This window comes from Streptomyces sp. NPDC001617, assembly GCF_053596855.1.
This window is the reverse complement of the sequence record NZ_JBSFHA010000009.1, coordinates 50370-62418: the sequence shown is the minus strand read 5'-3', so window position 1 is coordinate 62418 and position 12049 is coordinate 50370. Positions and strand designations below refer to the sequence as shown.

The 12049-nt window shown below is 72.5% G+C and carries 8 protein-coding genes and 2 riboswitches; of the genes, 3 read left to right on the top strand and 5 right to left on the bottom strand.

Going from position 1 to position 12049, the window contains the following annotated elements:
- Window positions 1-17: 17 nt before the first annotated feature.
- Together ACWC09_RS09795 and ACWC09_RS09790 are read right to left on the bottom strand one after the other, a co-directional pair.
- Window positions 18-1973, bottom strand: coding sequence for an NlpC/P60 family protein (locus ACWC09_RS09795; protein WP_450850015.1), 1956 nt, complete (start codon window positions 1971-1973; stop codon window positions 18-20).
- A gap of 8 nt (window positions 1974-1981) precedes the next feature.
- Window positions 1982-2156: riboswitch (cyclic di-AMP (ydaO/yuaA leader) on the bottom strand.
- Between the two features lie 201 nt (window positions 2157-2357).
- On the bottom strand, window positions 2358-2765 hold the full coding sequence (locus ACWC09_RS09790; protein ID WP_450850014.1) for a DUF5997 family protein: 408 nt from the start codon (window positions 2763-2765) through the stop codon (window positions 2358-2360).
- A 58-nt stretch (window positions 2766-2823) separates the two neighbouring features.
- Here ACWC09_RS09790 and ACWC09_RS09785 point away from each other — a divergent pair, with 58 nt between their 5' ends.
- Both ACWC09_RS09785 and ACWC09_RS09780 read left to right on the top strand, forming a co-directional pair.
- Window positions 2824-3594, top strand: coding sequence for a LysR family substrate-binding domain-containing protein (locus ACWC09_RS09785; protein ID WP_450850013.1), 771 nt, complete (start codon window positions 2824-2826; stop codon window positions 3592-3594).
- Between the two features lie 31 nt (window positions 3595-3625).
- A complete protein-coding gene (locus ACWC09_RS09780) occupies window positions 3626-4477 on the top strand; it encodes an alpha/beta fold hydrolase (protein WP_450850012.1) in 852 nt (283 codons plus the stop codon).
- On the opposite strand, the gene ACWC09_RS09775 is transcribed toward ACWC09_RS09780, so the two are convergent.
- The 3 genes from ACWC09_RS09775 to ACWC09_RS09765 all read right to left on the bottom strand — a co-directional run bounded on the left by ACWC09_RS09775 (window position 4474) and on the right by ACWC09_RS09765 (window position 9250).
- Complete coding sequence (locus ACWC09_RS09775) at window positions 4474-7260, bottom strand: beta-L-arabinofuranosidase domain-containing protein (RefSeq protein ID WP_450850011.1); 2787 nt, start codon at window positions 7258-7260, stop codon at window positions 4474-4476. The two genes, ACWC09_RS09780 and ACWC09_RS09775, sit on opposite strands and share 4 nt — an antisense overlap.
- Window positions 7261-7353: 93 nt before the next feature.
- Complete coding sequence (locus tag ACWC09_RS09770; protein WP_450850010.1) at window positions 7354-8037, bottom strand: IMP cyclohydrolase; 684 nt, start codon at window positions 8035-8037, stop codon at window positions 7354-7356.
- A gap of 58 nt (window positions 8038-8095) precedes the next feature.
- The gene (locus ACWC09_RS09765; RefSeq protein WP_450850114.1) at window positions 8096-9250 is read right to left on the bottom strand and encodes a phosphoribosylaminoimidazolecarboxamide formyltransferase; all 1155 of its coding nucleotides are present in this window, start codon (window positions 9248-9250) and stop codon (window positions 8096-8098) included.
- Between the two features lie 32 nt (window positions 9251-9282).
- A riboswitch (ZMP/ZTP riboswitch) is annotated at window positions 9283-9367 on the bottom strand.
- A 75-nt stretch (window positions 9368-9442) separates the two neighbouring features.
- On the opposite strand from ACWC09_RS09765, the gene ACWC09_RS09760 reads away from it, so the two are divergent.
- Window positions 9443-12043: an ATP-binding protein gene (locus tag ACWC09_RS09760; protein ID WP_450850009.1), complete on the top strand. Its 2601-nt coding sequence runs from the start codon at window positions 9443-9445 to the stop codon at window positions 12041-12043.
- Window positions 12044-12049: the final 6 nt, after the last annotated feature.

Below are 12049 nucleotides of genomic sequence, written 5' to 3'. Positions count from 1 at the left end.
GACCGGCGTCCCGGGCCTCACGCGGGGCGTACCGCGATACGGATCGCCGCCTCCCCGGCGTTGTGGATCGACTCCTCACGGATGACCGAGCCCGGACCGGGCGCGTGGATCATCAGGCCGTTGCCGGTGTAGATGCCGACGTGGCTGAAGTTGTCGTGGAAGAAGATCAGGTCCCCGGGACGGCTCTCGGCGACCGGGATCACCATGCCGGTGCTCGACTGCTCGTGCGTGCTGCGCGGCAGGGCGACACCGGCGGCCTTCCAGGCGGCCTGGGCGAGCCCGGAGTTGTCGTACGACTCCGGCCCGACCCCGCCCCACAGGCACGGCCTGCCGATCTGCGCGCGGGCGAAGGCGACGGCACGGTCGGCCTTGGTGGCGCTGGGTGTCGTCTCGACGGCCGGGACGCCCGTCTCGAGCACGGTCGGCTGCTGCCCACGCCAGTCCTCGACCGCCGGCACACCGGTGTCGAGAACCGACGGCTCCTGCAGCCGCCGAGCCTCGTCGGCCGCGCGGCGCGCCTGCTCCTGCGCCACCGGGTCCCGCCAGTCGACTTGGGGTGCCGACGGAGCGACGAGCTGCTGGGCGGCGGTGTCCCAGCCGACCTGTGTCGACACGGCGTCGGCCGCGGTGCGCGTGGCGAGGGGCTGCTGGATCATGGTCGCCCAGCCGGGCTGTGCCGCCAGGGGGTCGCCCCCCGTGAGCGGTGCCACGAGCTGCTGCGCCCCGGTGTCCCAGCCGGGCTGCGTCTGCCGGGCCTCGGGGGTCGCGGGTGATATGGCGGCCTGCTGGACCTGGGTGGCCCAGTCGGCCTGCGCGGGCGCGGCCTGGGGCGTCGTGAACTCGGTGACGAGCTGCTGGGCGGCGGTGTCCCAGCCGGGCTGCGTCCGGCGGGCTTCCCGCCGTGTCGACGAAGCCACGAGCTGCTGTGCGCCGGTGTCCCAGCCGGGCTGCATGCGCCGGGCCTCAAGGCCCACCGGCGATGCGGGGGCCTGCGGTGTCCCGGAGTCCGAGCCCGGCTGCATGCGCCGGGCCTCAAGACCCGGCGGCGATGCGGGGGCCTGCGGTGTCCCGATGTCCGCCCCGGGCTGCATGCGTCGGGATTCCAGGGCCGCCTGCGGCGTCACGGCCTGCTGTGCGCCGGTGTCCCAGCCGGGCTGTGCCGTCGGGGCGTCGGTCGCCGTGCGCTGGGCCGGGACGGCCCAGTTGACCTGGGTCGGTGTGGGCTCGATCGCCGCGGGCGGTGTGCTCTGCCGAGTCGCTGTCTGCCAGGTGCCCTGGGCCGCCCAGGCCGGCGTCGCGACAGCCGCGCGCGGGACCGAGGTCTGCCGGGCGATGTGCCGGTACAGGAGATCGCTGGCCGCGGCGACCTTGCGCTGACTGTCCTGCTTGGACCGGCGCAGGACCGTCTGCCTCGACTCGGGGGCCGCCGGGGTCGGGGGAGCTCCGGCGGCCTCCTGCCGGGGACTGGGTACGGCGGGCAGCGCGGGCGTGGGACCGGCCGTGAGCTCGGCGACCGGGCCGGAGGTCAGCTCGGCCACCGGACGGCGGGCGCCTCCGGCGGGCAGCTCGGCCACGGGCCGGCCGGGGGCCTCCAGCGCACGGGCGGCGGGAAGCTCCGCCGGACGCGCGGGCCGGGACGCGGCCGGACGGGCGGACGTCTCCCTGGCCGGCCTCCGGTCGGTCGGCAGAATGGCCGGAATCGTCGGCCCCAGCGACGCACGCGCCACGTCGAACCACTGCCGGGTGACGTTGTCGAGATCGGGGTCCGAGCCTCTGCGCGCACTCCCGCCCTGTCCCCGCGAACCACGCGAGCCCTGCACCCGGGTCAGGTTGAACTGGCCGGTGTCGTCCTCGGCACGGTCGTAGAGGCTGCTCACCCGCTGCCGGACGGCTTCACGGCTGGGTCCCTCGTCGGAGTTACGCGCACCGGGAAGCCCGAAGCCTCCGGCGCGCGACGATCGTTCCGGCGCCATGGGAGCCGTACTCCTTCCGTACTCCGCCTACCGAGTTAGCTGTCGGGTTCGGGCGGCCGTTCCGGAAGGATTGCCCTACGGTCCTTGCCCCGAAGGACAGTTGGACCGATTCACCCCATGATTCGGTTGGGTCCCCGGCTCCGGCTGCCCATGCGGACGCACCGGATTCGGCGGAGGCCGCTCTTCCCGACGGGGTTCGCCGGAGTGACTCGAGCGGCCTGAGGCCAAGTTAGCCAACTTGTGCGCCCCGTGTGAAGGTTGAAGGCCGGAATGTCCGATACGCTTTTGTGACCTTCGTCGTGACGCGTCGTCAGATCCGCCCGTTGTGTACGCACGGCATCCGTTCGACTACGGACCGTGGTCCAACCCGGCGAGCGGAGAGCGTCAGGAACGCGGGCGCTCGTCGTGGGCGGCCGCGCGCTCGGCGTTCCGCTTCTTGATCCGCGCGCCCTCCTTGCGGACCTCGGCCTGGACGGCGCGCTCCTTCACCAGCCACTCGGGCTGCTCCTGCTTCAGCGTCTCGATCTGCTCGGTGGTGAGGGGCTCGGTGATCCCGCCGCGGGCGAGACCCGAGATGGACACGCCGAGCTTCTCCGCGACCACCGGTCGGGGGTGCGGACCCTTGGCCCGCAGCTCGCGCAACCACTCGGGTGGATTCGCCTGCAGCTCGTCGAGCCGGGCGCGCGTGACGTCACCCGCACGGAACTCGGTGGGGGTGGCCTCGAGGTACACACCCAGCTTCTTCGCCGCCGTGGCGGGCTTCATCGTCTGGGTGGTCTGGTGCGACTTCATACGGTCCAGGGTATCGAGCGCGTACGAGACCTCCGACCACGGCCGGTAACCTGGCGGGGTGACAGGCTCGGAAGCATCCCAGACGTTCCGGCTTGCGTACGTCCCGGGGACGACGCCCGCCAAGTGGGTGCGGATCTGGAACGAGCGCCTGCCCGACACCCCGCTGACCCTCCAGGCCGTACCGGTCACCGAGGCATCCGACCTCCTGCGGGCCGGCGAGGCCGACGCGGGCCTGGTGCGGCTGCCGGTGGACCGCGCGTTCTTCAGCGCGATCCCCCTCTACACCGAGACGACGGTGGTCGTGGTCCCCAAGGACCATGTGATCACCGCGGCCGAGGAGATCACCCTCGCCGACCTGGCCGACGAGGTGCTCCTTCACCCCCTCGACGACGTCCTCGACTGGGACGGCCCGCCCGGTGAGCCCGCCTTCGAACGCCCCGCCACCACCGAGGACGCGATCGAACTCGTCGCGGCGAACATCGGCCTCCTGGTCGTTCCCCAGTCCCTGGCCCGCCTCCATCACCGCCGCGACCTCACCTACCGCCCGGTGACGGACGCTCCCCAGTCGAGCGTCGCCCTGTCCTGGCCGGAGGAGGCCACCACGGACCTGGTAGAGGACTTCATCGGCATCGTCCGGGGCCGCACGCCGAACAGCTCCCGGGGCCGAAGGTCGCAGCCGCAGGAGAAGCCGGCGGACCAGCCCGCGGCCCGGCGCAAGCCCACCGCGGGCAAGACACAGGGCCGCAGCCCTCGCGGCGCGACGAGCAGCACCAAGGGCGCCAAGGGCACCAAGAACACGAACCGCGGGAAACCCCGCCGCCGCTCCTAGGCCGCCCGGCCGTCAGCCGAGAGGAAGCTCCGTGATTGAGGGGACCCTGACCAGGACATTCCGAAGCTCCGCCGGTGACGTCCGCTGGGACAGCCTCGGCGACCCCGCCAAGACCCCGGTCGTCCTCCTCCACGGCACGCCCTTCTCCTCGTACGTCTGGCGCGCGATCGCCCGCTCCCTCGTCCGTCGGCACCAGGTCTTCGTATGGGACATGCCGGGTTACGGAGCCTCGGAGATGTACGCCGGCCAGGACGTCTCGCTGGCCGCCCAGGGCCGCGTCTTCACCGAACTCCTCGCCCACTGGGATCTGCCGGACCCCCTGGTCGTGGCCCACGACTTCGGCGGCGCCGTCTCCCTCCGGGCCCACCTGCTGCACGGCGCCCACTACCGCGCCCTCGCCCTGGTCGACCCGGTCGCGCTGGCCCCCTGGGGGTCCCCGTTCTTCCGGCTGGTCGGCAGGCATGCCGACGTCTTCGAGCAGCTGCCGCCCGCACTGCACCGGGCTCTGGTACGCGAGTACGTGGGCTCGGCGAGCAGCCCCGGCCTGCACCCCGCGGTCCTCGACCGCCTGGTCCAGCCGTGGCTGGGCGACCTCGGCCAGGCGGCCTTCTACCGGCAGATCGCCCAGGCCGACCAGCTGTACACCGACGAGATGCAGGACCGCTACGGCGAGATCGCGATCCCCACGCTGGTGTGCTGGGGCCAGGACGACACCTGGATCCCCGTCACGAAGGGCCACGAACTCGCCGCCCGGATTCCCGGCGCCCGCTTCGAGCCCATCGCCGGCGCCGGTCACCTCGTACAGGAAGACGCCCCGGCGGAACTCACGGCAACCCTGATCGCCTTCCTGGACGACCCGACGGGTTCGGCGGCGGCCCGCTAGGGCACGAAGGTCGCCCTCTCCGCCGTACCCACCACCGTCTCCGCGTCGGCCGCGTCCAGCAGCCCCGCGGACACCCAGGCCGTCACACTCGCCCGCACCCGCGCCACCAACGCACCCCTCCCACGGAACGGCGCTCCGGCCCAGATCTCGTCGAGCAGGGAAGTGCCGTCGGCTTTCACGGGGTTGGCGACCCCCGAGTCGCTGCCACCGAAGACGACCCGTGGTTCCGAGCGCCGGAAGTAGACGTGCGTCGGGTCTTCCGTGCCCTCGGAGAAGGGGGCCAACTCGGTTCCGTCCAGGGAGAAGTGGAGGGGTTCGCCGGGGAGCCGGGTGAGCGAGGGCAGGAGGTCGCCGGAGAGGGCGGCGTTGCGGTAGAGGCCCAACTCCAGGTATTCCGTGGCCGAGTTACGGGCGACCAGGTTGACGGGACCGTAGAAGAGGGTCTGCAAGGTCGGGTCGTCCAGGGCCTTCTCGACGCGGAGCCGGAAGGGGACAAAGACCCGTACGGTGTCGCCCGCGCACCATTTCCGGGACACGGCGAAGTAGCTCCCAGGGACCGGACTGCCCTGCACCGCACGCCCGTTGACCGTCACCCGGAAGCCGGCGGTCGCCCATTGCGGCACCCGCAGTCGCAGCTCGAAGGCTGCGCCACCACCGCCGACGGTGAGGGTCGTCCCCTGCTCCTCGGGGTAACGCGTCGTCTGAGTGACCGTCACCCCTTTCTCCTCCCATGTCAGTTGGGACGCGCTGTACAGATTGACGTACAGCGCGCTGCCGTCGGCCGCCCTGAAGTAGACGGAGTCCTGGTACTTGGTGGCGCTCTCCATCCCCGTGCCCTCGCAGCAGGTCGTGCCCTGCTTGGGCGTGTAGTCGCGCACATGACCCGGCGTCAGCCCGATGAAGTACGTGACCAGTGGCTTCTCGGCATCCGGCGTGTCCTGCTTGGAGCCGAGCACCTGGTTGTGGAGAGCCCGCTCGTAGTAGTCCATGTACTTCGGGGCCTGCTCATGGAAGAACAGCATCCGGCTCAGCTTCAGCATGTTGTACGCACAGCACGTCTCCGCGGTCGTCGCGCTGATCGTCCCCGCGATCACGTCCCGCGCCTTCCAGAACTCGGTCGTGCTGGTGCCGCCGATGCCGTACGTGCGATGCGGTACGACCATGCCCCAGAAGTTCCTGGCGGCCGTCAGGTAACGCTCCTCGCCCGTCGCGTCGTAGAGCCGCACCAGCCCGGTGAAGATCGGGATGTGCTGGTTGGCGTGCAGGCCGTCGAGCGTGTCGGTGTTCGCGGCGCAGGCGTCGATGAGCTTGTCGAGGTCGAACAGGCGGGCCAGCGCGAGGTGTTCGGCCTTCCCGGTCAGCGCGTGCAGATCGCAGATCGCCTCGACGATGCCGCCGAACTCGCCGCTGGAGAAGATCCCCCACATCCGCTGGAGGGTGGCGGTGGGCAGGACGGACAGCCGTGAGTACATCCAGTCGCACATGCCGGACGCGAGGTCGAGGGCCCGGCTGTCGTCCGTGGCGACATACGCGTCCAGCAGCCCGCGCAGGATCTTGTGCGCGGTGTAGTACGGCGCCCACACCTTCGTGTAGTCGCTGCCGGCCATCGACTCCAGCCGGATGAACTGCGTCTCCGGGTACGCGGCCAGGAACCCGGGGTGACTGGGCCCGCCCCAGGTGCGGCGCAGGGTGGCGGTGAGACCACGGCCGGAGGCGTCCGCGAAGGTCGATCCCGAGGTCTCGTGGAAGGCGTAGGACGCCAGATCCCCGTTGCCCGGCCGGTCCTGGAGACCGGCGACCTCGTCGGCACTCAACGCCCGCGACCAGACGTCGAACCCGCCGAAGGCACCGGCGAAGACAGGGTCGCCCGAGTAGTTCGAACGCCCCAGCCAGCTGTTGGCGGGCGTGCCGAGGGCGGCCGGGGTCAGGCCCATCGCCGTATTGCGCGCTACGGCCGTGCCGTTGACGTACAGCGTTCCCGTACCGTCCGCGATCGTCACCGCGAGGTGGCTCCACTCGTCGAGCGGCAGTGCGGCGGTGCCGTCGATGCCCTGCTCCTTGCCCGCCCCGCCGGTGGTGAGGGCGAACCGCGGGACCCCGCTGCCGTTGCGGGCGGCGAGGTACATGTACCGGGTGGTGTTGTCGCCGAAGTCGAGGACGCGGGCCCAGTTGTCGGCGTGGGTCGGTTTCACCCAGGCGGACAGGGTGATCGCGGAGCTGCCGCCGAGCACGCCGGCCGGCAGATCGACGTACTGGTAGGAGCCGCGCTCGTTGAGGACGGCGGACCCGAAGCGTCCGTCCACGGCGAGCACGGCCGGGTCCTCGCGCAGCGCCGCGCGCGCCTCGGTGAGCGCCCCGACCATGGTGGCGATCCTGTCGGCGAAGACCTGCTCGCCGGTGCCGGCGTAGGCCTGGGACAGCATGGTCAGGAAGTGGCCGGTGTAGTGGCCGCGGAGGTTGCCGTTGGCCTCGCCGTCCAGGCCCTCCCAGCCGCCGGGGGCGACGGCGTCTCCCGTCGGCAGGCCCGCGTTGGCGCGGAAGACCTGCAGCAGCCGGTCGACGTCGTAGCCGCGACCGTGGTCGAGCATCAGCTTCCGCTTGTCGGCGAACACGCCCGGTCGCAGCGCCACTTCGTCGAGGGCGAAGGGCTGCACGGTCCAGGCGGCGGGCGTTGCGGCGGTGGCGGCCACGGCTCGGGAGCTCCCGGTGGAAGAGATCGCCGGTACGGCCGCGGCGAGGGCGGCGGCCTGGAGGAGGTTTCGTCTGGAGAGGGGCGGTGCCATGTGTGCTCCTCTATGTGTGTTCGAGATAACGAACGTCATTCGAATGGTCGACCAGACGATAGGGAGGGGGTGGGTGAGCGTCAACGGGTGGGCTCAAGAAGATCGTTGGATCGCGGATCCCGGTCCCTGGGAGGGATCGAGGACGGTGGCGGCGATCCGGAAGCGTTCGTCGAGTGCGGTCCAGATCTCGTCGAGCAGTTCCTCGCCCGTCCGGGCGCCGACGGTGGCCTCCATGAACGGCACGGCCACCGAGACGTGTTCGCCGTCGGACTCGTAGGTGGTCAGCAGGACCGCTTCGCCGGGTTCCAGGTCCTGCACGGCGAGGGTCATCACATTGCTGGTCAGGCGGGCGGCACGACTGGGGCGAGCGGCTCCGAAGACGATGGTGCGTCCGTCGCCGCGGCCGATCAGCGCGGTGAGGCGAGAGGTGCGGATCGGCGCGTCCGGTTCGTACGCGAAGCCGCTGAGGGCCTCGGTGGGTGAGGCCCCCGCACGGAGTCGCCGCGCGGCCTGGGACACCTGCTCGCCATTGCCGAGGACCAGCCAGTCGCCGGTGGTCGTGGCGGCGGCGTAGTGGCGCAGCGGATCGTGCCGTCCGGGGGTGAGGGGGCCGACCACGAGCTCGCCGTCGACCAGTCTCAGCGCGCGGTCGCGCGAGGCGGGGCTGCGGCCGGTGAGGAAGTAGCCGCCCAGCACCGCTCCCGAGCGGGTGCGGGCGCACAGGACGCCGCGGCCGGGGTAGGCGTTGGCGGACAGCAGGTCGTGTAGAGCGGGCAAGGTGAGGTCCCTTCCGGACGGCGTGGTTGCGGGCGCGGGATTCTCGGTCGCCGGGTTGTCAGTGGTGGAACATCCTCAGCCCGGTGCGGGCGAGGGTGATGCCGTGCTCGCGGCAGGCGCGTTCGACCTCTTCGGAGCGGAGGGAACCGCCGGGTTCGGCGATGTACCCGACGCCGTGCCGGTGGGCGTGGTCGACGTTGTCGCGGAAGGGAAGCGCTCCGTCGGAGACGAACGCGACCCCCTGCAGACGGTCCAGCCACTCGGCGCGCCGGCCGGCCGTCAGCTCCTCCCAGGGCCGTGCCAGCACCTGGGAGAGGCCGGCGCTCTCGTACGGCGTGAGGTCGCCCTCGACGAGCCGGATCTGCCAGTTGATCCGGTCCTGGCGGCGGACGCCCGGCCGGAAGACGAGCGCACGGACCGCCGGATGGCGCCGCAGCCACCAGGTGTCGGCCTTGGCACCGGCCAGTCGCGTGCAGTCGACGCGGGACTGCTGTCCGGCCCCGATGCCCAGCGTCGCCCCGTCGCGCACGAAGCACACCGAGTTGGACTGGGTGTGGCGCACCACCGCCAGGCCGAGCAGCAGATCCTGCACGGCCGTCGCGGGCAGGGCGCCGCACACCACGTTCTCCAACAGCCCGGCCGCCAGCGGCACTTGATCCCGCTGCTCGCTCAGGCGCAGCCCGAACACCTCGCGCGCCTCGCGCTCCGGCGGCACGAAGTCCCCGTCGGCCTCCATGACCAGGAAGCGGCCGTTCTTCTTCCTGCCGAGCGTCGCGACCGTGCCCGGTGCGTACCCCGGCGCGATGATGCCGTCGCAGACCACACGCGCCAGCACCTCGGCGAACTCCTCGTCGACCGGGTGCGAGACGGCGGCGAAGTCCCCGTAGGAGGACTTCGGATCGGCGTCGCGAGCGCGCAGATACGCACTGGACAGGGCGCCGACACCGGCCTGCTGGACACCGTGAAGCCCGGCCGTCACCTCGTCGACCGGCCCGGCCACGGCGGTACCGGCGGGGGAGACGTGCTTGAACGAGGCGGCCGCCGGTCGGAGCAGCACCCGACTCGCCTCCCGCACCAGCTGCCAACTGTTCAGCGCGTCCAGCATGTTGATGTACGACGGACTGCCGTGCACCACCCGAACCGGCCACCGGCCCGGCCGTGTCGGTGAGACGTCCGCTGTCTGCTGTGGGTTCGTTCCGTACCGCAGATCCACCTCTGTCGCCCTCCTCAGCGCACCATCACTGACGGAGGCGCCCAGGCGGTCGACGCTCACGTGGCAGAACGGCCGCTCCCCGGTGGTCGTCCACCCTCGCCAGTCGCGGCCGGACACGAGTGTATCGGCCCTACGACACCGGCCCTGAAAGACCCCTCATCCCGGCCCCACCCCGGTGGCACAATCGGCGGCGTGGACTGGGGGATCCTCGAACGTGAACGTGAGCTGGCGCTGCTGGTCTCGGCCGCACGGGAGGCGGCGGACGGGGCCGGTGCCGTGGCGCTCGTCTTCGGTGAGGCCGGAATCGGCAAGTCGAGCCTGGTCAGGGCGCTGCCCGACCGGCTGCCCGGGCATGCCCGCATCCTGGTCGGCCAGTGCGACGACCTCGCCACCCGGCGCCCCCTGGGCCCGTTCCGCGACCTCGTCGGCAGCGTCGGCGCCGAGCTGGCCCGAGCCGTCACGGAGGGCGGTGACCGCCACCGTGTCTACGAGGCCCTGCACGGAGAGCTGGCCGTCACTCCGCATCCTGCGGTACTCGTCGTCGAGGACGTGCACTGGGCCGACGAGGCCTCTCTGGACGCCCTGCGCTTCCTCGTGCGACGCATGGAGCGGCTGCCCGCCCTGCTCGTCCTCACCTACCGCGACGACGAGTTGAGCCGCGGCCACCCCCTGCGCCACCTCCTCGGCCAGGTGTCCCGCGCGCCCCGTGTGCACCGCCTGCCCCTGGCCCGTCTCTCCCTCGACGCCGTACGCAAGCTCAGCGCGACCGGCCGGCTCGACCCGCGGCAGGTGTACGCGGTGACCTCCGGCAACCCCTTCTTCGTCACCGAGGTCCTGGCCGCGGGTGGCACCGGGGGAGTCCCGCCGACGGTCGTGGACGCCGTACTCGCGCGGCTGCGCGGGCTGGAGGCGGCCACCGTGGACGCCCTTGAGCAGCTCGCCGTCGTCCCCTCGGCCGTCGAACGCCCGCTCGTCGACGCCCTGTTGGCCGACGGCGTCGCCGTCCTCGCGGAGGCCGAGCAGCGTGGACTGCTCGCCGTCACCCCGGAGCGGGTGGCGTTCCGGCACGAGCTGATCCGGCGCGCGGTCGCCGACTCCGTGCCCGCCGCCCGCCGCATCGACCTCGACCGGGGCGTCCTCGCGGCGCTGGTCGCCCGGCCCGGCTCGGACGCCGCGCGCATCGTCCACCACGCCGCCCAGGCCGGCGACCGCGACGCCATCGCCCGCTACGGCCCGGACGCGGCCCGGGACGCCGCATCGGCCGGCGCGCACCGCGAGGCCGCCGCCCAGCTCCGGCTCGTCCTCGGGCAGCGCCACCGCTACGCCCCACCCGAACTCGCCGACCTGCTCGAACGCTACGCCGTGGAGAGCTACACCATCGCCGACTCGGCCGCCGCCGTCACCGCCCAGCGCGAGGCCGTCGCCCTGCGCCGCTCCCTGGGCGACACCCTCGCCCTCGGCGCCGACCTGCGCTGGCTGTCCCGTATCCACTGGTGGGCCGGTGACGCGGACGAGGCGCAGGAGGCCGCCCGCGAGGCCGTCGCCGTCCTCGAACACGCGGGCCACGACCGGCTGTTGGCCCTCGCCGTCAGCAACATCGCGCAGCTGCGCATGCTCTCCGACCGCTACCCGGAGGCCGTCGACCACGCCGAGCGCGCCATCGCCCTGGCCCGCAGGACGGACGACCCGGAGATCCTCGCGCACGCTCTCAACAACCTGGGAACGGCCCGTTGGCGCGGCGGCGACCCCGACGGGCGCAAGCAGTTGGAGGAGAGCCTCGAAGTCGCCCTCGCAGCCGGGGAGGTGGAGCATGCCTGCCGCTCCTACGCCAACATCATCTGGACCCTGCTCGACAACCTCCAGTACGCCGACGCCGACCGCTTCCTGCCCCCGGCCATGGACCTGGCCGACCGCGCCGAACACCTCGGCTTCCTCACCTACCTCCACGTCGAACTGGCGATGCGGCGCCTGGCCGCCGCCGACTGGGAGGACGCCGAGCGGCACGCCGAGTTCGGCATCCACGACTTCCTGCCGGCCCGCTGCCCGGCGCTGACCGTCCTGGCGCGGGTGCGGATCCGCTGCGGCCGTCCGGGCGCGGGTGAACTCCTCGCCGAGGCACGGGAGATCGCCGTACGGACGAGAGAACTCCAGCGCACCGGGCCCGTGGCGGCGGCGCTCGCGGAAGCCGCCTGGCTACGAGGGGACCCCGATGCCGTGATCGAGGCCGCCGCGCCGATCCACGCCCAGGCCCGCCACCTCGCCGGCGTCCCCTACGGCGCCGAACTCGGCTACTGGCTCACCAAGGCCGGGCACCCGGTCCCGTCGGACGACTCCGACCACCCGTACGCCCTCCAGGCCCGCGGCCACTGGCGCGAGGCCGCCGCGATCTGGGAGACCGCGGGCTGCCCCTACGAGCACGCCGCCGCCTGCGCGGAGAGCCCGCACCCCGCGGACAAGCTCGACGCGCTCGCCGAACTCGACGCCCTCGGCGCCGAACCGCTGGCCCGCCTGGTCCGCTCCGAGCTGCGCCGGCTCGGCGTACGACGCATTCCGCGCGGCCCGCTCGCCGCCACCCGCGGCAACCCCGGCCGGCTCACCGAACGGCAGCTGGAGGTGATGCGGCTGCTCGCGCAGGGCCTGACCAACGCGGAGATCGCCGCCCGGCTCGTCGTGTCCGTCCGTACCGTCGACAACCATGTACGCGCCGTCCTCGAGAAGCTCGACGCGCCCACCCGTCGCCACGCCGCCGTCCGCGCCGTGGAGCTCGGGCTGCTCCCCGACCGCGAAACGTAGGTATCC